The sequence below is a fragment of the Nitrobacter vulgaris genome (assembly GCF_002028545.1).
GTDB classification, from domain to species: Bacteria; Pseudomonadota; Alphaproteobacteria; order Rhizobiales; family Xanthobacteraceae; genus Nitrobacter; species Nitrobacter vulgaris.
The window spans coordinates 75,712-94,450 of the sequence record NZ_MWPQ01000055.1 but is presented as its reverse complement, the minus strand read 5'-3'; the positions used below and the strand labels follow the sequence as shown (position 1 = coordinate 94,450).

24 protein-coding genes are annotated in these 18,739 nt (G+C 60.4%); 8 read left to right on the top strand and 16 right to left on the bottom strand.

Going from position 1 to position 18,739, the window contains the following annotated elements:
• Positions 1-33 precede the first annotated feature (33 nt).
• From B2M20_RS16225 to B2M20_RS16205, 5 genes are all read right to left on the bottom strand, one after another.
• Positions 34-816, bottom strand: coding sequence for a succinate dehydrogenase iron-sulfur subunit (locus B2M20_RS16225; RefSeq protein ID WP_079448066.1), 783 nt, complete (start codon positions 814-816; stop codon positions 34-36).
• A gap of 107 nt (positions 817-923) precedes the next feature.
• Positions 924-2,747 carry a succinate dehydrogenase flavoprotein subunit gene (gene sdhA / locus B2M20_RS16220; protein WP_079448065.1) on the bottom strand — a complete coding sequence of 608 codons (1,824 nt, stop codon included), beginning with the start codon at positions 2,745-2,747 and terminating at the stop codon, positions 924-926.
• Positions 2,748-2,750: 3 nt separating this feature from the next.
• Complete coding sequence (gene sdhD / locus B2M20_RS16215) at positions 2,751-3,125, bottom strand: succinate dehydrogenase, hydrophobic membrane anchor protein (protein WP_173816044.1); 375 nt, start codon at positions 3,123-3,125, stop codon at positions 2,751-2,753.
• Between the two features lie 29 nt (positions 3,126-3,154).
• The gene (sdhC, locus tag B2M20_RS16210) at positions 3,155-3,556 is read right to left on the bottom strand and encodes a succinate dehydrogenase, cytochrome b556 subunit (RefSeq protein WP_079448063.1); all 402 of its coding nucleotides are present in this window, start codon (positions 3,554-3,556) and stop codon (positions 3,155-3,157) included.
• 203 nt (positions 3,557-3,759) lie between these two features.
• Positions 3,760-5,277 (bottom strand): malonate--CoA ligase, encoded by a 1,518-nt coding sequence (locus tag B2M20_RS16205; RefSeq protein WP_079448062.1) that lies wholly within the window; start codon positions 5,275-5,277, stop codon positions 3,760-3,762.
• A gap of 238 nt (positions 5,278-5,515) precedes the next feature.
• On the opposite strand from B2M20_RS16205, the gene B2M20_RS16200 reads away from it, so the two are divergent.
• The 4 genes from B2M20_RS16200 to leuB all read left to right on the top strand — a co-directional run bounded on the left by B2M20_RS16200 (position 5,516) and on the right by leuB (position 9,068).
• Positions 5,516-6,145 (top strand): cytochrome b/b6 domain-containing protein, encoded by a 630-nt coding sequence (locus tag B2M20_RS16200; RefSeq protein ID WP_079448061.1) that lies wholly within the window; start codon positions 5,516-5,518, stop codon positions 6,143-6,145.
• A 125-nt stretch (positions 6,146-6,270) separates the two neighbouring features.
• Positions 6,271-7,056 carry a molybdopterin-dependent oxidoreductase gene (locus B2M20_RS16195; RefSeq protein WP_079448060.1) on the top strand — a complete coding sequence of 262 codons (786 nt, stop codon included), beginning with the start codon at positions 6,271-6,273 and terminating at the stop codon, positions 7,054-7,056.
• A 90-nt stretch (positions 7,057-7,146) separates the two neighbouring features.
• Entirely contained in the window at positions 7,147-7,656 is a 510-nt protein-coding gene (locus B2M20_RS16190) for a superoxide dismutase family protein (protein WP_079448059.1), read from the top strand.
• A 299-nt stretch (positions 7,657-7,955) separates the two neighbouring features.
• Positions 7,956-9,068: a 3-isopropylmalate dehydrogenase gene (gene leuB / locus B2M20_RS16185; RefSeq protein WP_079448058.1), complete on the top strand. Its 1,113-nt coding sequence runs from the start codon at positions 7,956-7,958 to the stop codon at positions 9,066-9,068.
• 99 nt (positions 9,069-9,167) lie between these two features.
• Here leuB and B2M20_RS16180 read toward each other — a convergent pair whose 3' ends face one another.
• The gene (locus B2M20_RS16180) at positions 9,168-9,548 is read right to left on the bottom strand and encodes a hypothetical protein (RefSeq protein WP_079448135.1); all 381 of its coding nucleotides are present in this window, start codon (positions 9,546-9,548) and stop codon (positions 9,168-9,170) included.
• A gap of 501 nt (positions 9,549-10,049) precedes the next feature.
• Between B2M20_RS16180 and B2M20_RS16175 the strand changes: the two genes are divergently transcribed.
• The gene (locus tag B2M20_RS16175; protein WP_079448057.1) at positions 10,050-11,084 is read left to right on the top strand and encodes an aspartate-semialdehyde dehydrogenase; all 1,035 of its coding nucleotides are present in this window, start codon (positions 10,050-10,052) and stop codon (positions 11,082-11,084) included.
• Between the two features lie 128 nt (positions 11,085-11,212).
• On the opposite strand, the gene leuD is transcribed toward B2M20_RS16175, so the two are convergent.
• Both leuD and B2M20_RS16165 read right to left on the bottom strand, forming a co-directional pair.
• On the bottom strand, positions 11,213-11,818 hold the full coding sequence (gene leuD / locus B2M20_RS16170) for a 3-isopropylmalate dehydratase small subunit (RefSeq protein WP_079448056.1): 606 nt from the start codon (positions 11,816-11,818) through the stop codon (positions 11,213-11,215).
• A gap of 192 nt (positions 11,819-12,010) precedes the next feature.
• Positions 12,011-12,412 (bottom strand): metallopeptidase family protein, encoded by a 402-nt coding sequence (locus B2M20_RS16165; RefSeq protein WP_079448055.1) that lies wholly within the window; start codon positions 12,410-12,412, stop codon positions 12,011-12,013.
• Positions 12,413-12,539: 127 nt separating this feature from the next.
• Here B2M20_RS16165 and B2M20_RS16160 point away from each other — a divergent pair, with 127 nt between their 5' ends.
• Positions 12,540-12,872, top strand: a complete 333-nt coding sequence (locus B2M20_RS16160) for a hypothetical protein (RefSeq protein ID WP_079448054.1) — start codon at positions 12,540-12,542, stop codon at positions 12,870-12,872.
• Between the two features lie 368 nt (positions 12,873-13,240).
• Here B2M20_RS16160 and B2M20_RS19635 read toward each other — a convergent pair whose 3' ends face one another.
• Positions 13,241-13,441, bottom strand: coding sequence for a hypothetical protein (locus tag B2M20_RS19635; protein ID WP_158081553.1), 201 nt, complete (start codon positions 13,439-13,441; stop codon positions 13,241-13,243).
• Between the two features lie 124 nt (positions 13,442-13,565).
• On the opposite strand from B2M20_RS19635, the gene B2M20_RS16150 reads away from it, so the two are divergent.
• Complete coding sequence (locus B2M20_RS16150) at positions 13,566-13,877, top strand: hypothetical protein (protein WP_079448052.1); 312 nt, start codon at positions 13,566-13,568, stop codon at positions 13,875-13,877.
• A 111-nt stretch (positions 13,878-13,988) separates the two neighbouring features.
• Here the strand turns inward: B2M20_RS16150 and B2M20_RS16145 are convergent, their stop codons facing one another.
• Positions 13,989-14,348, bottom strand: a complete 360-nt coding sequence (locus B2M20_RS16145; RefSeq protein ID WP_244553562.1) for a hypothetical protein — start codon at positions 14,346-14,348, stop codon at positions 13,989-13,991.
• Between B2M20_RS16145 and B2M20_RS20400 the strand changes: the two genes are divergently transcribed.
• Complete coding sequence (locus tag B2M20_RS20400) at positions 14,332-14,601, top strand: hypothetical protein (protein ID WP_244553561.1); 270 nt, start codon at positions 14,332-14,334, stop codon at positions 14,599-14,601. The genes B2M20_RS16145 and B2M20_RS20400 overlap by 17 nt on opposite strands.
• Positions 14,602-14,844: 243 nt before the next feature.
• Here the strand turns inward: B2M20_RS20400 and leuC are convergent, their stop codons facing one another.
• From leuC to rimM, 6 genes are all read right to left on the bottom strand, one after another.
• Positions 14,845-16,251: a 3-isopropylmalate dehydratase large subunit gene (leuC, locus tag B2M20_RS16135; RefSeq protein WP_079448049.1), complete on the bottom strand. Its 1,407-nt coding sequence runs from the start codon at positions 16,249-16,251 to the stop codon at positions 14,845-14,847.
• Positions 16,252-16,330: 79 nt separating this feature from the next.
• Entirely contained in the window at positions 16,331-16,462 is a 132-nt protein-coding gene (locus tag B2M20_RS20605) for a hypothetical protein (RefSeq protein ID WP_274533973.1), read from the bottom strand.
• A 124-nt stretch (positions 16,463-16,586) separates the two neighbouring features.
• Complete coding sequence (gene rplS / locus B2M20_RS16130; RefSeq protein WP_079448048.1) at positions 16,587-16,967, bottom strand: 50S ribosomal protein L19; 381 nt, start codon at positions 16,965-16,967, stop codon at positions 16,587-16,589.
• Between the two features lie 224 nt (positions 16,968-17,191).
• The gene (trmD, locus tag B2M20_RS16125; protein WP_079448047.1) at positions 17,192-17,911 is read right to left on the bottom strand and encodes a tRNA (guanosine(37)-N1)-methyltransferase TrmD; all 720 of its coding nucleotides are present in this window, start codon (positions 17,909-17,911) and stop codon (positions 17,192-17,194) included.
• Positions 17,912-17,941: 30 nt separating this feature from the next.
• Positions 17,942-18,187 carry a DUF3658 domain-containing protein gene (locus tag B2M20_RS16120; RefSeq protein WP_158081552.1) on the bottom strand — a complete coding sequence of 82 codons (246 nt, stop codon included), beginning with the start codon at positions 18,185-18,187 and terminating at the stop codon, positions 17,942-17,944.
• A gap of 14 nt (positions 18,188-18,201) precedes the next feature.
• Positions 18,202-18,735: a ribosome maturation factor RimM gene (gene rimM / locus B2M20_RS16115; RefSeq protein ID WP_079448045.1), complete on the bottom strand. Its 534-nt coding sequence runs from the start codon at positions 18,733-18,735 to the stop codon at positions 18,202-18,204.
• Positions 18,736-18,739: the final 4 nt, after the last annotated feature.

The window sequence follows — 18,739 nt, the reverse complement described above, 5'->3', positions numbered from 1 at the left end:
ATCGCTGCCCGCGGGGACCGCATCGCGCGGGAATCAAACCTGGCGCTCGACCAGCTTCAGCTTCAGCATGGCGATGGCTTCCGACGGATTGAGATTCTTCGGACACGCCTTGGTGCAGTTCAGAATGGTGTGGCAACGATAGAGCCGGAACGGATCCTCAAGATAGTCCAGCCGCTGACCGGTGGCCTCGTCGCGCGAATCGGTGATCCATCGTGCCGCCTGCAACAGCGCGGCAGGACCGAGAAAGCGATCACTATTCCACCAATAACTCGGACATGATGTCGAGCAGCAGGCGCACAGAATACATTCGTAAAGACCGTCGAGCTTTTCGCGGTCCTCGCGGCTCTGCCGCCATTCCTTCTGCGGAGTTGGCGTCGCGGTCTTCAGCCACGGCTCGATCGAGGCATACTGCGCGTAAAAATTTGTCAGGTCGGGGACGAGGTCCTTCACAACCGGCTGATGTGGCAGCGGATTGATCTTCACCGCGTCGCCGGAAACGTCGTGGATTGACTTGGTGCATGCCAGCGTATTCTGGCCGTTGATGTTCATGGCGCAGGAACCGCACACGCCTTCGCGGCAGGAACGGCGAAAGGTCAATGTCGGGTCGATGTGGTCCTTGATCCAAATCAGACCGTCGAGCACCCTCGGGCCGCACTCATGGACATCGATATGGAAGATATCGACTCTTGGATTTTCGTCGTCGTCCGGGTTCCAGCGATAGACCCTGAATTCGCGCGTTTCGGTCGCGCCTTCCGGCTTCGGCCAGGTCTTGCCGCTGGTGGGCTTTGAATTTCTCGGAAGCGCGAATTTAACCATCGGTGCGTCCTTGCTGTCTGTCCGTCATTGCTAACTTGATCCGGCAATCCCTCTGCTCGCGAAGGTCATAGATGCGCGGGTCAGCGCGGATGACATTTGGTTTCGGATCAATACACCCGCGCCTTTGGCGGAATGTATTGAACGTCGTTGCTCATCGTGTAGTCGTGTACCGGTCGGTAGTCGATCGTGGTAAGGCCGTGATCGCTGAGCCGGACCAGCGTATGTTTCATCCAGTTCTGGTCGTCGCGATCCGGGTAGTCTTCGCGCGCGTGGGCGCCGCGGCTTTCGGTCCGGTTAGCGGCGGAATCCATTGTCACCACCGCTTGAGAGATCAGGTTGTCGTATTCCATCGTCTCCATCAGGTCCGTGTTCCATACCAGCGAGCGATCGAACACGGCGATGTCGGCACTTCCCTCGTAGACTTCGTGAATCAGCTTCTGGCCTTCCGTCAGGATATCCCGGGTGCGGAAGACTGCGCAGTTGGCCTGCATCACGCGCTGCATATTCTCGCGCAGCCTGGCGGTCGGCGTGCCGCCCTTGGCGTAACGAAATTTGTCGAGGCGGCCGAGCGCCATCTCGCTGGAATTCGCAGGCAGATCGGGTTGCTTGTCCTTGGCCGTGAGCTTTTCGGCGCAGCGCTGGGCGGCGGCGCGGCCGAACACCACGAGATCGATCAGCGAGTTGGAGCCGAGGCGGTTAGCGCCGTGCACGGAGACGCAGGCGGCTTCGCCCACCGCCATCAGGCCCGGCACGACCGCATTGTCGTCGCCGTTCTTCTTGGTGACCACTTCACCGTGGAAGTTGGTTGGGATGCCGCCCATGTTGTAGTGAACGGTCGGCAGGATCGGTATCGGCTCGCGGGTAACGTCGACGCCGGCGAAGATCTTCACCGACTCTGAGATGCCCGGCAGCCGCTCGTGCAGCACTTTCGGGTCGAGATGATCGAGGTGCAGGAAGATGTGGTCTTTTTTCTTGCCGACGCCGCGGCCTTCGCGGATTTCGATCGTCATCGCGCGCGATACGACGTCACGCGAGGCGAGGTCCTTGGCGGAGGGCGCATAGCGCTCCATGAAGCGTTCGCCCTCGGCGTTGACAAGGTAGCCGCCTTCGCCGCGCGCACCCTCGGTGACGAGACAGCCCGAACCGTAGATGCCGGTCGGGTGGAACTGGACGAATTCCATGTCCTGCAACGGCAGGCCGGCGCGCAGCGCCATGCCGCCGCCGTCGCCGGTGCAGATGTGCGCCGAAGTGCAGGAAGCATAGGCGCGTCCATAGCCGCCGGTTGCGAGAATGGTGGTCTGGGCGCGGAAGCGATGTAGCGTGCCGTCGTCGAGCTTCAGCGCGATCACGCCGCGACAGGCGCCCTGATCGTCCATCATCAGGTCGATGGCGAAGAACTCGATGAAAAATTCGGCATCGCGGCGAAGCGCCTGGCCATACATTGTGTGCAGCATGGCGTGGCCGGTACGGTCGGCGGCGGCGCAGGTGCGCTGGGCCTGGCTCTTGCCGTAATCGATGGTCATGCCGCCGAATGGGCGCTGGTAGATCTTGCCGTCTTCGGTGCGGGAGAACGGAACACCCCAATGCTCGAGTTCGTAGACCGCCTCCGGAGCGTTACGCACCATGTACTCGATGCTATCCTGATCGCCGAGCCAGTCCGATCCCTTTACGGTATCGTACATGTGCCAGCGCCAGTCATCCTTGTGCATGTTGCCGAGCGAGGCGGAAATACCGCCCTGTGCCGCTACCGTGTGTGAACGGGTGGGAAAGACCTTGGTGATGCAGGCGGTGCGCAGGCCGGCCTGACCGCAACCCACAACGGCCCGCAGGCCGGCCCCGCCGGCCCCGACGACGACGACATCATAAGTATGGTCTTCGATGGGGTAGGCCTTGCCGTTGACGGCCGCCGCCGCGTTGCCGTTTCCGGCCATGAACTAAACTCCGGATGACAGTTTGAAGATGGCATAAGCGGCGGTCAGCGCCAGGGTGGCGGAGAAAAAGTTGTTCGCCATGATCGACGCCAGTTTCAGCTTCTCGTCGTGCACGTAGTCCTCGATAATCACCTGCATCCCGATCTTCATATGCCAGATGCTGGCGACTGCGAATAGCAGCATGATGATGGCAATCGGCGGCGAGCCAAGAATCTGCGCTGCGCCTGCCTGGTTGCGGCCGAGCAATATCATCATGACCACGACCATCGGTACGATGAGCAAGATCATGGCGACCGAAGTGAGCCTCTGGCGCCAAAAATCCGTTGTACCGGAATGGGCGGAGCCGAGGTTACGAACCCGCCCCAGCGGCGTCCGCATGGACTTCGCGCCGGGTGGCGGCTGTACGGTCATCGTCCTCCGCCTCCGATCGCATAAGCGGCGATCCAGAGCAGTACCGTGAGTAGAATGCCGCCGATCAACGCTGCCCGGGTCAGCCACTCACGTTCGGTCGGCTTGAATCCGTAACCGAGATCCCAAACGAGGTGACGAACGCCGCTCAGCATGTGATGCATCAGCGCCCATGTGTACCCGAATGCGATCAGACGTCCCGCCCAACTCGACGTAAAGGACTGGACCGCGGCGTAAGCGCCCGGCCCGGATGACACGGCCATCAACCACCAGACCAGCAGCAACGTTCCGAAATAGAGCGCCACACCGGTGGCGCGATGAACGATGGACAATGCCATCGTCAGGGTCCAGCGGTAAATCTGAAGGTGCGGTGAAAGCGGGCGTTCGATCCTAACGGTCATCGATGGCTTCGCTGGTTGCGGGCAAGCGGCGCAAGCCCGGTTGGGATCCGCGACAAGCAATTCTGTTCATATATTTATGGAGTTAAGCCAGCCTGTGCAACGCTCAAAATCGCCATTTGCGAATAGCTGTTCAGAACTATGCCTTCACATTTCATTAACATCATGCGGCCGAAAGCTGCCAGGGGCCTTTGGCTCGTGACGGCCTAGCTTTGCTTGTATAGACCGGCATAGGCGTCACGCAGGATGTTCTTCTGCACCTTCCCCATGGCGTTGCGCGGCAGTTCATCGACAAAGATCACGCGTTTCGGCATCTTAAACTTCGCCAGTCGCCCATTCAGCGCTACCAGCACCTGTGCCTCCGCGAGACCTCCGTCCTTGCTGCGAACTACGACCGCCGTAACGCCCTCCCCGAAATCCGGGTGAGGTACGCCGATGACGGCGCTCTCGATCACGCCCGCCAGCGCATCAATTTCGCTTTCGATTTCCTTCGGATAGACATTGAGGCCTCCGGTGATCACGAGGTCCGTGCCGCGGCCGAGGATGTGCACATAATCCCTCTGATCGATTTTGCCGATGTCGCCCGTTATGAAGAAGCCATCGTCGCGGAATTCGGTCCTGGTCTTCTCCGGCATCCGCCAGTAGCCCTTGAACACGTTCGGACCCTTGACCTCGATCATGCCGACGCTCTCGCGCGGCAGTTCCTTTCCGGTCTCCCGATCGGTGACGCGGACTGAAACTCCTCGCAGCGCAGGGCCGACAGCACCGGGAACGCGTTCGCCGTCATAGGGGTTCGATGTGTTCATGCCGGTCTCCGTCATGCCGTAACGTTCGAGCACGGCATGACGGGTGCGGGCCGACCACTCGCGGTGAGTGTCGGCGAGTAGCGGAGCCGAGCCGGAAATAAACAGTCGCATGTGCCGAGTGGAATCTTTCGTCACTGCCGGATATTGCAGCAGGCGAGTGTAGAAAGTTGGAACGCCCATCAGTACGGTGGCTTTGGTCATCATCCTGATGACAGTATCCGGATCGAACTTCGGAAGAAAAATCATCGAAGCGCGTGCAAACAGCGTGACGTTACTGGCAACGAACAATCCGTGAGTGTGATAGATCGGCAGCGCGTGGATCAGCACGTCCTTCTCGGTGAAGCGCCACGCATCTGCCAAGCTTAAAGCGTTCGATGTCAGATTATCGTGCGTCAGCATCGCCCCTTTGGATCGCCCGGTTGTGCCTGACGTATAGAGGATCGCTGCAAGGTCGTCGCCCCCGCGCACAACCGTGATGAAGTCCGGCTTTGTTGCCGTGGCGGCGTCGGTCAGTGATCCCTTGCCCTTGGCGTCCAGCGTCTCGACCGTGGCGTTCACCTTCGATGCGATCACCTGGATGCCCTCCGCATTCGAGGGGTCGCAGACCACCAGCGCCGGCTCGGCGTCGATGATGAAGAAGTCGAGTTCGTTGAGCGTGTAGCTCGGGTTGAGCGGCAGGTAGATCGCGCCGGCACGAACGGTCGCGAGATAGAGCGCGAGATTTGGCACCGACTTTTCGACTTGTACCGCCACGCGATCACCCGGCCTGACGCCACGGGCCACCAGGACGTTAGCCAGCCGTCCCGAGAATGCGATCAGATCGCCATAGCTAATGCGCCGTCCTTCCGGGGTTTCGATCGCGAGTCGGTCCGCGTCGTCGAGTTCGTCGAACAGGCGCGAGAATAGGTTGGCGTTCATGACGGTTTCCCGTTAGCGATCATACATCCGCGGCGCGATTACGGTGGCGGCGGCAGGTTTGGATAACAAGGTTGCCCTTGTAAGGCAGCCGATGAGCGGGCAGGCGGCCCGGCTCCCGTTTTTGTGAAGCGGATATCTCGCACGCCGGAGATGATGTGCGGGAATGCTGTCGAGTTCTATCGTAGAATATCTACAGGCTTCCTTACCCGACGGGGCAAGTGAATATCTGGATGGAGCCATGACGAGAATTTCAGCCGATGATCGCCTGGCCGTATCTCAACCTGCCAAGGCGATCCAGCCGGCGTGGGTACGTATTTTTCACTGGATCAATGCCGCGGCGATGATCGTGATGATCCTGTCGGGCTGGCAGATCTACAATGCCTCGCCGCTATTCGATTTCACCTTCTCGCCTTTTGTCACACTTGGCGGATGGCTCGCGGGCGGACTGCTGTGGCACTTTGCGGCGATGTGGCTGTTGATGGTCAACGGCCTCATCTACCTCGTGCTGGGTCTTGCCACCGGACGCTTTCGTCGCAAGCTGCTGCCGATTACGCCCTCGGGCGTGGCCGCGGATGCCAGGGCTGCGCTGACCGGCAAGCTGCGGCACGACGATCTATCGCGGTATAACCAGGTGCAGAAGCTCTTGTACGTGCTCGTCATCGTCGTCGGGATCGTGGTGGTGCTGTCGGGTCTTGCGATTTGGAAGCCGGTCCAGTTTCAATGGCTGACGGCCGTGTTCGGCGGTTATGACCTCGCGCGCTATGTGCATTTCATCTGCATGGCGCTGATTGTGGCCTTTCTCGTCGTACATGTCGCGCTCGCGCTGCTGGTGCCAAAGAGCCTGCGCACCATGATCATCGGGCGTTAGCGTGTGTTCCGCAAAAGTGGATCCCGGTTTTGCGATCAGAATACGCGCAAGTTATTGAATAAGAGCATTTCTTGCGGCTACCCGAAGTCCCGTTAGCCGGAAAATGCTCTAGGAGAATTTGAGCCATGCGCCGTTTCCGTTCGCTTCTGATCCCGGGCGTCGACAAGCAGCTTCTGGTCCAGGACGCCGCGAAATTGCTGCCAGATCCGGCTCGCCGCCGCTTCATCTCGGGCGGGGCGAGCCTCGGTGCACTGACGTTGCTGACCGGATGTGAAGTATCCGACAGTTTCTCGGCGGAACGCCTGCTGATTCAGATTTCGAAGTTCAACGACAAGGTGCAAGCCGCGATTTTCAACCCGAACACACTGGCGCCGACCTATACGAAGGCCGACATCACGCGGCCGTTTCCGTTCAACGGCTACTATCCCGAGGCAGAGGCGCCTGATATCGACGGCGAGGACTACAAATTCGAAGTGCGTGGCCTTGTCGACAACAAGAAATCATGGGCGCTCGATGAACTTTATCAGCTGCCGGAAGCCACCCAGATTACGCGGCACGTCTGCGTCGAGGGCTGGAGCGCGATCGGAAGCTGGAGCGGGACGCCGCTGCGCGATTTCCTCAAATTGATCGGCGCTGATACGAGCGCGAAATATTGCTGGTTTCAGTGCGCCGACGTCGACGGCTATAACAGCCCGCTGGACATGGCGACAGCCTTGCATCCGCAGACCCAAATGGCCTTCAAGTTCGACGGAGAAATCCTGCCGCGCAAGTACGGCTATCCGATGAAGATCAGGGTCCCAACCAAGCTCGGATTTAAGAATCCGAAGTATGTGATCGCGATGGAAGTCACCAACGACTACAAGGGCGGCTATTGGGAAGATCAGGGTTACAATTCCTTCAGCGGTCTTTGATGTGACTGGCCGCCGTCGGTAGCTGCTGCTATATAAGGGCGACAGCATCGACGTTTTCCCGAAGTTCTGATTCCGCAGCGGAGATTCCCCATGATCGCTCGTGCCCTGTTCGCGACGACAGCTTTTCTTGCCTTGAGCGTGACCGCGGTTTCTGCCAATTCGGCCAAGGCTCTGCTGAAAAACGCCGAAGGCGCCGACGTCGGGAAGGTTGAACTGATGCAGGTCAATGACGGTGTTCTGCTCAAGGCCACTCTGAAAGGCCTGCCGCCCGGCGATCACGCATTCCACATTCACGCGGCCGGCAAATGCGAGGCGCCATTCACGTCGGCAGGGGGGCACTTCAATCCGGATAGCAAGAAGCACGGCATGATGGCGGCGGATGGCCATCACGCCGGAGACCTGCCGAACATCGTCATACCTGCCTCCGGCGAATTAAAGCTCGAAGTGGTCAGTACCGCCATCACACTGGACAAGGATAAGCCGAATTCGGTTCTGAAGCCGGACGGCACGGCCATCGTCGTTCACGCGGCACCCGACGACTACAAGACCGATCCGACCGGCGAGGCCGGGGGCCGCATCGCCTGCGGCGTCATCGAGTAGAACTGCCAAAGATTGCGACTCGCTGTTGGCCGTGGGCGTTTCGCCGCGACGGCTCCGATTCTTGCCGGCCATAGCGATGTTGCGCGCACTGTGACGGCTCCTCACGGCAGAACAATACGGTGCAAAGGCGTCTTGCCAACAGCGCAACACCGTCCTAGCAATCGGCACAACATGCGATGTCATCATCGGCCTTGCGTCGGGCATCCAGGCCGTCCTGCCTTGCAGGCAGGTGGTTAGCCTGGGTTCGGCGGCAATACACGCTCGCTTTCCCGGTCATGACGAAGTTCTGAGGATTTGTGATGGCGACCTACAAGCTGCTTCTCCTGGCCGGCGACGGCATCGGCCCCGAGGTCATGGGGGAGGTGAAACGGCTGATCGGTTGGCTTGACGCGCAGGGTATCGCCAGGTTCGAGACCGAGGAAGGATTGGTGGGCGGCGCATCCTACGATGCCGACAAGGTCAGCATCACCGATGCCACCATGGCGAAGGCGCTCGCCGCCGACGCCGTGTTGTTCGGCGCGGTCGGCGGTCCGAAGTGGGATCCGGTGCCCTACGAGGTGCGCCCGGAGGCCGGCCTGTTGCGGCTGCGCAAGGACCTCGCGCTCTATGCCAATCTTCGTCCGGCGATCTGCTATCCGGCGCTCGCGGAGTCGTCGAGCCTGAAGCCCGAGGTGGTCGAAGGTCTCGACATCATGATCGTGCGCGAACTGACCGGCGGCGTCTATTTTGGCGAGCCGAAGACCATTACCGATCTCGGCAACGGCCAGAAGCGTGCCGTTGATACGCAAGTCTACGACACCTATGAAATCGAACGTATCGCGCGCGTTGCCTTCGATCTCGCGCGCAAGCGCCGCAATAAGCTGACCTCGATGGAAAAGCGCAACGTCATGAAATCCGGCGTGCTATGGCACGAGGTCGTGACGCAGGTTCACCAGCGCGAATACAAGGACGTCGCGCTGGAGCATCAGCTCGCGGATTCCGGTGGTATGCAACTCGTGCGTTGGCCGAAGCAGTTCGACGTGATCGTCACCGACAACCTGTTCGGCGATATGCTCTCGGACATCGCGGCGATGCTCACCGGCTCGCTCGGCATGTTGCCGTCCGCGTCGCTCGGCGACATCGACCCGACAACCAAAAAGCGCCGCGCACTCTATGAGCCGGTGCACGGTTCCGCGCCCGATATCGCCGGTCAGGGTGCCGCGAATCCGATTGCGATGCTGGCCTCGTTCGGCATGGCGCTGCGTTATTCCTTCGACATGGGGGAACTGGCTGACAAGCTCGACGCCGCGATTGCTGCGGTGCTGGCCAAGGGCCTGCGCACGGCCGATTTGAAGTCCGAAGGTTTGACCGTGGTCAGCACATCCCAGATGGGGGAAGCGGTTGTGAAGGAGCTTCAGGCGCTGCATGCCTGAGCCTTGCTGCTATGTCTAAACAAAGAAACGCCCGGGCTATCCCGGGCATTTTTGCATGTCGTTGCCGCCGGGATGGCTCCCGCACGCGGCGTAGAACGATCAGTAGAGCGGGAATCTGGTCGGATATCCGCCGAGATCGGCCGGCGAACTGAGTGGCTGCCGGTCGATCGGCCGGTTCAGGTTCTCGCGGGCGAACGAGGGATAGCCGACGGCAGGCGGAAAGGCATAGTCGGTGTATTTGCGCTCGCCCGGCAACACCTCGGTGCCCGCATCCAGCCATGAGCGTTTGGAAATGTAGATACGAGTGCGAGGGCCGGACTGGTACGACACGTTGGGGCCGCTCGGGCCGTAGGCGTCGCCGCGGTCGTGCCTTGGCTGGGCACTCGCGCCGAAGGCGCTGAACCCAACGAGGGCGGCCGCCGCAAGCAACAGCGCGATGGTTTTCGCAGCCCCGGTCGCGGTGGAGTATTTCAAGGTCATCACGCCCTCATGAATCCGTGTGATCGCCTTTTTACCGTCCAGCGGCCTCGCGCCACAAGCCCAATCGGGCCACACATTGCGAGAATAATGCCGATCAGGACGAAATGTTGCTTCGAACCCGGTGCGGTCCTGGTTCAACAGTTTCGGAAGTCCGCCTTGAGAACTCGCCGCTGCCTTGAAGTGGATCGCCGCCCGATTGGTCGATGTGATTTAAATCCCTGTTTTCAATGAACTATCGAGCTTCGGCACGGGCGTGTATCCGTGCACTCGTCCATCGCCCACAAGGTGCGTCCTGTATTGGTGGGCTGATGCCCCGGAACCGTGCGCCCCGGACGGGGAAGCCGCGCTAGCCGGGTGGACTTTGTCAGATGAGCGGTTGAATCGGTCACGTCGGAACGAGGGCCGGCGTTGTCTTAATGACGTTTCTCGCTTAGAAGCGCAGCGTCTTCCCTTGTCTCGCGCCGAGGCGACAAGGGAGTGATTTTCTTCGGAGAGTGAACGATGGGTTACAAAGTCGCGCTGGTCGGAGCGACCGGCAATGTCGGGCGTGAAATGCTCAACATTCTGGACGAGCGGAAATTCCCCGCGGACGAGGTGGTGGCGCTGGCCTCGCGCCGCAGCGTCGGCACCGAAGTCTCCTACGGCGACAAAACCCTGAAAGTCAAAGCGCTGGAAAATCACGATTTCGGCGACACCGATATTTGCCTGATGTCGGCTGGCGGCGCCGTGTCGAAGGAATGGTCGCCCAAGATCGCGGCGGCCGGCGCGGTCGTGATTGACAACTCGTCAACGTGGCGGATGGACCCCGATGTGCCGCTGATCGTGCCCGAGGTCAACGCGGATGCGGTCGCGAGCTTTGCCAAGAAAAACATCATCGCCAATCCGAACTGCTCGACGGCGCAGCTTGTAGTGGCGCTGAAGCCTTTGCACGACAAGGCCGTCATCAGGCGTGTCGTGGTCGCGACCTATCAGTCGGTTTCAGGCGCCGGGAAGGACGGGATGGACGAGCTGTTCGCGCAGACCAAGGCGGTCTACACCGCGAGCGAGCTCGTCGCCAAGAAATTCCCGAAGCGTATCGCCTTCAACGTCATCCCTGAGATCGACGTGTTCATGGAGGACGGCTACACCAAGGAAGAGTGGAAGATGATGGCGGAGACCAAGAAGATTCTTGATCCCAAAATTAGGCTGACCGCGACCTGCGTTCGCGTGCCGGTGTTCATCGGCCACTCGGAAGCGGTCAGCATCGAGTTCGAGAATCCGATCACCGCGGACGAGGCGCGCCGCATCCTGCGCAATGCGCCGGGTTGTCTTGTCATCGACAAGCATGAACCCGGTGGCTACGTCACGCCGTATGAATCGGCGGGAGAAGATGCCACTTACATCAGCCGCATCCGCGAGGATGCGACGGTGGAGAACGGTCTGTCGATGTGGGTCGTGTCAGACAACCTGCGCAAGGGCGCGGCGCTCAACGCCATCCAGATCGCCGAGTGCCTGATCAACCGCAAGCTGATCAGCGCCAAGCAGAAAGCCGCCTGACTTCTAAGGCGCTTTTCGGCGAAGCGTTGTTTCGACTGTCGAACGGACGTTCCTCGCTTCTGATTCAATCCGAAGCGAGGCTGTGTCGTGGAACCGGGTGATCGACTCCGTGTTGCCGGCGGAAGCGGTCAGGCCCAGGCGCGCTCGCGTTTCGCCTTCTTCTCGTAGGCGTCGATCGCCGGCTTTTTTTCCATCGTCAGGCCGATGTCGTCGAGACCGTTCAGCAGGCAATGCTTGCGGAACGGGTCGATTTCGAATGTCGCAGTGCCGCCGTCCGGTCCCCGGATTTCCTGCCTGACCAGATCGATGGTCAGCGTCGCGTTGGCGCCGCGTTCGGCGTCATCGAACAGCTTGTCGAGGACGGCTTGCGTCACACGGATCGGCAGGATGCCGTTCTTGAAGCAGTTGTTGTAGAAGATGTCGCCGAACGAGGTGGAGATCACGCAGCGGATGCCGAAGTCGAGCAGCGCCCATGGCGCGTGCTCGCGCGACGAGCCGCAGCCGAAATTGTCGCCGGCGACGAGGATTTTGGCGTTGCGATAGGCTGCCTTGTTGAGAACGAAATCCGGATTCTCAGAGCCGTTCTCTTTGTAGCGCTGTTCCGAGAAAAGTCCTTTGCCAAGGCCGGTACGCTTGATGGTCTTCAGGTACTGTTTCGGAATGATCATGTCGGTATCGACATTGATGATCTTCAGCGGCGCCGCGACGCCTTCCAGCGTTGTGAACTTGTCCATGACCGGAGTCCTCGTGAGCAGCCCGTTCTAGCCCGATCCCGGCCTCGATCCAAGGTCCAATCATGCAGGGCTAAAGCATGATCCCGACCTGAAGGGCCGCGCCAGCGAAAAGTGGAAACCGGTTTTCGGTTAAGATCATCCTCAATCAAAAGGATGAGGCCAGAGTCTTGCTCAACCGAGTTGGACCAGATCCTAGCCTGCCGCCTCCGCCTCGATCGCTTCCATGTCGGCATCGGACAGCCCGAAGTGATGGCCGATTTCGTGAATCAGCACATGAGTGATGATATGGTCGAGCGTTTCATCGTGCTCGGCCCAGTAATCGATGATCGGACGGCGGTAGAGCCAGATCAGATTAGGCAGCCTGGCAACGTCATCCTGGCTCTGGAACGGCAGACCCGTGCCCTGGAACAATCCCAACAGATCATATTCACTGTCGGCTTTCATCTCGTCCAGCAACTCGTCGGTCGGGAAATCCTCGACGCGGATGATGAGGCCTTCGCACAGGCGCCGGAAGCGCCCGGGCAGGCGCGCAAACACCTCGTGCGCCCTGGTTTCCATGTCAGCCAGCGAGGGGGCTTTGGCGGAGGTCCACATGGCACTTTGTTTAACTCGCGTTTCACCGTGAGAGCAGGGTTTTTTGCGGTCCGGGCCGTCTTGCGGTTGACGCGGTCGCGGCAATCGGAGACCGTTCGCGGGGAGCAGGAGTGATCGGGGCGCAGCCATGGATGTCAGGATGACAGCGGGGGGGCTTGTGACGGGAGCTGCGACGCTGCTGTTGCTGCTGGTGCCGGGGACGTTGCTGTTTATGTACAGCGCTCAGGCTCAAACCACCGCGCGGAGCACGGATCGTGCCGTATCGTCTGACACGTCGGCCCACGCCCGCAAACGGCGACCGCGCGTGCGGATCTATCGCGAGGATGAGCGCGGGGTTTATCCGAGCTATAATCCGGGTTCCGACGCGGTACGCGACTGCACCGCGCATTACGTGCAGGAATTCCGACCGAGCGGGACAGTGATCGTTCCGAGAATGAGCTGTTACTGGCGCCACGGCTGACTCTTCGATCCAAGCGCGGTTTTGCCGGATGGCCGTGAATCGCGGGAATTCGGTAACGCTAACCGCACATACAATGCATGTTTGCCGCGGGTATATTCACGTCGCGTTCACTTCCCCGCTCATAGCCTGTCACTCGCGTCTCGCTCGCGCGTCGCGGCGGCGATGGAATGATCTGCTGACGTCGCGGTTACTTGTTCCACCCACGGAGGTCTAAATGTTTTTGAAGAAAATTTTAGGATTGGCCGCTCTCGGCGCGCTTCTGATTGTCGCGGGTCCCGCGCAGCAGGCGCAGGCGGCGACTCCGGTCAGCCCAGGCATCGCCGTCGGACAAAGCGACGCTGGCAAGCTGACAACCAAGGTGCACCACATCAACGGGCAGCCCCACCATCAGAGCCACCATGGGCGGAACCTACGCCATCGTCAGCAGCATTGGCGGAACCATCATCATCACTATAACCACCATCATCACCATAACCATAACCACCATAACCATCACCACCATAACCATCACAATGATAACGATCGTAACATTCTAAACGGTCACCGGTACTGATGATACCGGAGCTCATGGCAAAGCCAGCTTCGTAAATGGTCGAGCAGGCCCGCTATGCGGGCCTGCTTTTTGAAGCGGCGTGGATCTCCTAAGAAAGAGTGTCATAACGACAGTACGCGTCGACCCACGGAGAAATCGCCATGAAAAGATATCTGGGCGTGAGTCTCGCTGCAGCAATCGTTGCGTTGTGTGGCATCGCATTAGTTAAAAGCGCGAAGGCGGCCCCTCGCTTGGGCGCTGTCGCCACGCAGCCGGTGACACCGACCGAGGTCGGCTCGGCTCGGAGCACCCATCGTCCGCACCATGAAAATCGCTACAGGCATCATCGCGCGCGCGTGTACGTACGTGGTCCTTATCGACCTTACTATGGACGGCCAGATTACTACGCGCCGCGAGGACCGGCTCCGTTCTTTCCGTTCGGCTTCGGCTACGGCCTCGATCCGTCCTGGTGAGGTGAGGGCTGCTCTCGCAACTCATCCAAATCGGATCGCATATTTTCTCTGTAGGCTGGAAAAAAGCTGAAATATCCGACGCCAGGTCGACGGAGTCGGTGTCAATGCCGATCAGATCGGTAACCGCGCTTTCTTCGCCGCATCGTAGATTTCGATACGCAGGATCGGAAAACGTGACTTTAAGTCGGTCGCGGCCTGCTTCGCCTGGGCCAGCGTCTCGAACTGGTTTTTGAAATGCCCATCCACCTGCAGCGTAAAGCCGGCTTCGGGCGGCACGTCGGCACGCAGGACCGGACGGGATACCGGTTGTTTGGTCGTCGTAGCGGCAGGCGTCGGCGGCACAGCCGTGGGCGCCGGAATCGGCGCGGTAATTGTGGGAGCCGGTTTCAGCGGCAAGGTCAGAGCATCGCGCGGCGTGGTCACAATCGGCTTCTCAGCCGCACGCGGCGCGGCCTTGCTGCTGCTCTTCACGACCTCCACCGGCCTCGCGACTTTGACTTTTGCGGACGCCAGCTTGGCAGGCGTCCTTGTGGGCGTCTTTGCCGATGCCTTCGTATTGCCGGATGGGCGCGACATTTTTTCTGCCTTGCGGGCAGGGGTTTTGGTCTTGGCTGTTTTCATGACGTCGTTACGACTGACGGAATTTTCCGGCGAAGGCAACCCACCAGTTGAGGCAAGCTTGATTCGCCGTCGCATCCTCGTTGATAGCTTGTTCGATCGGTGATCGAGCGGAACTGATCGGAAGGCCCGCCTTGCCAGACGAATGTGCACGGGGTTTCCGGACACCTGTTTCGTTCGACAAAAAGCGACGCGGCACGCTCGCCTCGATCACACGGCTGTGTTGTGCTTCATTGCGGTGTCGAGTGCAAGACCATCGCGCGAACTGCGGTAATAACTTTCTTTCGAGTTATCGATCCCTCCGTCGTCTCGTCCGGAGCCGGCTTAACACCGCTGAGCGAAAGAACGCTCAATGCCATTCGCGGATATCGACGAAATGTCCTGCGATTGCAGCCGCTGCCGCCATTGAGGGCGACACGAGATGTGTGCGGCCCTTGAAACCTTGCCGACCCTCGAAATTGCGATTCGAGGTCGAAGCGCAGCGTTCATCCGGCTTCAGTTTGTCGGGATTCATCGCAAGGCACATCGAGCAGCCAGGCTCGCGCCATTCGAAACCAGCCTTGATGAAGATCTTGTCGAGGCCTTCTGCCTCCGCCTGTTCCTTCACCAATCCTGAACCGGGTACGACCATGGCATTGACGTTGCCGTTGACCGTCCGGCCATCCGCGATCTTCGCAGCGGCGCGCAAGTCTTCGATGCGACCGTTGGTGCAGGAGCCGATGAAGACGCGGTCAAGCTTGATGTCGGTAATTCTCGTGCCAGGGCTCAAGCCCATGTAGTGCAGCGCACGTTCCTTCGAAAGCCGCTTGGCCTCGTCCGCGATGTCGGCGGGGTTCGGCACCTTGCCGGTTACCGCGATCACGTCCTCAGGACTGGTGCCCCAGGTCACGATCGGCGGCAGCCTGGCGGCGTCGAGCCGTATCTCGTGATCGAAATGCGCACCGTCGTCGCTGCGCAGCGTCTCCCAGTATCGCATCGCCGCATCCCAATTGGCGCCCTTCGGCGTTTTCGGCCGGCCTTTCAGGAATTCGTATGCCTTCTCGTCCGGCGCTATGAGGCCGGCGCGCGCACCGCCCTCAATCGACATGTTGCACACCGTCATGCGGCCTTCCATCGACAGCGCGCGCACCGCCTCGCCGGCATACTCCAGTACGTAGCCGGTTCCGCCCGCGGTGCCGATCTCGCCGATGATGGCGAGGACGATGTCCTTGGCGGTGACGCCGTCCGGCAGCTTGCCGTCGACCACTGCGCGCATGTTCTTCGCTTTTTTCTGGATCAGCGTCTGGGTCGCCAGCACATGTTCGACCTCGGAAGTACCGATGCCGTGTGCCAGTGCACCGAACGCGCCGTGGGTCGAAGTGTGGCTGTCCCCGCAGACGATGGTGGTGCCGGGCAGGGTGAAGCCCTGCTCGGGGCCGATCACGTGAACGATGCCCTGTCGCTTGTCGAACTCGTTGTAGTACTCGATGCCGAAATCCCTGGCGTTCTGTGCCAGCGTGGCGATCTGCTCGGCGCTCTCTGGATCGGGATTGGGTTTTGAGCGATCGGTGGTCGGTACGTTGTGATCAACCACCGCGAGCGTCTTCTCCGGCGCATGAACCTTGCGTCCGGCTACGCGCAGGCCTTCAAATGCCTGAGGTGACGTCACTTCATGGACGAGGTGACGGTCGATGTAGATCAAACAGGTGCCGTCCTCGGCCTCATGCACCAGATGATCGTTCCAGATCTTGTCGTACAGGGTTGTCGGTTTGGACATGGACGTAAACCTATTGGAATTCTTTGAGCAGGTCGCGCGAGGAGGCGCGCGAGACAATCACCGACGCGAGTGAGCGGCCTCAGGTCGCCGAAGTCGCGAACCGTCCGAAGAAGCGTCCGGGCAAACGGCTGCGGTCGTCGAGCACGATGCGGGCTGTGAACCGGCCGATGTCGCTGCTGATCTGATCCGTATTCATTGTGTCTTTTACCATGGCGGTAGCCGCCGCGACAATCAAACGGCCGACAGCGTTCCCGATAGATAGTCGTGCTCGCGGCAATAAAAAAGCGCGGCCGGCGCCGCGCTTTCGGAAACCTTGGAAGCGAGTCGGCCTGCGCTCAGCTCGTCGCGGCCGCGCGGTCCGTCTTCTTCTCAACAATGCGGGCCGACTTGCCGCGCAGTTTGCGCAGATAGTACAGCTTGGCGCGACGCACCTTGCCGCGGCGCACCACCTTGATGGAGTCGATCATCGGCGACATCACCGGAAACACGCGCTCGACGCCCTCGCCGTAGGAAATCTTGCGGACCGTGAAGCTCTCATTGAGTCCGCCGCCGGAGCGGCCGATGCAGACGCCTTCATAGGCCTGCACGCGGGTCCGCTCGCCTTCCACCACCTTGACGTTGACAATCACGGTGTCGCCGGGGCCGAACTCCGGAATGGTCTTGGTCGCCGACAGCTTGTCGAACTGCTCTTTTTCGAGCTGCTGAATGATGTTCATCGAAATCTCCATCGGCGGCGCGCCCCTCCGGCCGTTTGAGGGGGCTGCGCGGAATTCGTCTGTCCAGTGGCGCGCATTTCGCAAAAGTGGATACCCGGTTTTGCGAAAAGAATACGCACAGCTCAACGAGCTAGAGCATTTTCTAAAGGCAAACCGGATTCCACTTTGCCTGAAAATGCTCGCTGCGCGGATTTGGGCTCCTATACGGCAAAGCGGGCGCGTTGTCACCCGTCTGTCTTGCTTTTTGGCGGATTTTGCCTGTTCCTTGCCGCCCAGAGGTCCGGACGGCGCGCCTCCGTCAAAGCTTCCGACGCCGACCTCCGCCAACCGGCCACCTTGGCATGGTCGCCGGACAGCAGAACGTCCGGGATCGGCCGGCCCTCGAAGTCCTGCGGGCGAGTGTACTGGGGATATTCCAGAAGCCCGTGCGAAAAACTTTCATCCTCACCCGATTCTGCCTTGCCCATCACCCCCGGCAAAAGCCGGACGCAAGCGTCGATCAGCGCCATCGCCGCGATTTCCCCTCCCGACAGCACATAATCTCCGATCGACACCTCCTCGAGCCCGCGGGCTTCAATGACCCGCTGGTCCACCCCTTCGAAGCGTCCGCAGACGATCAGCGGCCCGGGACCGGCCGCGAGTTCCATCACCCACGACTGGGTCAATGGCCGACCGCGCGGACTCATCAGAAGGCGCGGTCGGTCCGGCGAGGTCTCCACTGAGTCGATGGCCTTGGCCAGCACGTCGGCACGCAGCACCATACCCGGGCCGCCGCCGGCCGGGGTATCATCGACGCTGCGGTGGCGGTCGGTGGCGGAACTGCGGATGTCGTGAATGTCGAGCGCCCATAAGCGGGTCGTCAGCGCTTTTCCGGCGAGGCTGATGCCGAGCGGCCCCGGAAACATCTCGGGAAACAGGGTCAGGACGGTCGCGCGCCAAGTCATTAGTCCGCGGATCGCATCAGAGGAATTATCCTAGCTATCTGACTGTACGACGCGGACTTCGCTGCGTTTCCAATCCAAGATATCTCCTTGACTTTCAATCTTCTTGGTATCGATCAAAGCAAGGATTTTCTTCATGATCTCTTGATCGTCCATTTTGATTTGGCGATCCTCGTACCAGTGCAAAACACTTCCAACGACGAATGCAACTTTCCGCCAATCGCTTCTGACGAAAGAAAGGATTATGCGATTAAGATCGTCGTGAGGCTCAAGCTGCAAATTTGCCTCCGTTATCAAATGCCTGGAGAGCCGGAATCCGGCTCATCGCCATCGATCTCGCCGGGCATCTCGATCACCACGCGTCCGCCGGCGATGTCCACGGTCGGCACCACGGCATCGGTGAACGGCAGCATCAGGGTCGGACCGTGCGCACGCGCGATCTCGATGATGTCGCCTGCGCCGAAGTTGTGAACGGCGGCGACCGTTCCGATCATCGCGCCCGCCGCATCAAAGGCGGCGAGACCGATGAGATCGGCGTGGTAAAATTCGCCTTCGTCCGTATCGGGCAGTTTGTCGCGTGCGACGTAGAGTTCGACGCCGTTGAGCCGCTCGGCCTCCTCGCGCGTGGTCACGTCCGTGAGCGTTGCAACGAGGTGATCCTTGGCCGCGCGCGCGTGCGTTACTTCAAGCTGCCGCGCGCCATCTTTCGTCGAGAGCGGGCCGTATTGCGTCACCGACATCGGGTCTTCCGTGAAGGTCCACAGCCGCACCTCGCCGCGCAGGCCATGCGCGGCGCCGATCCGGGCGACGCACACGCGCGCCGTCATGCCG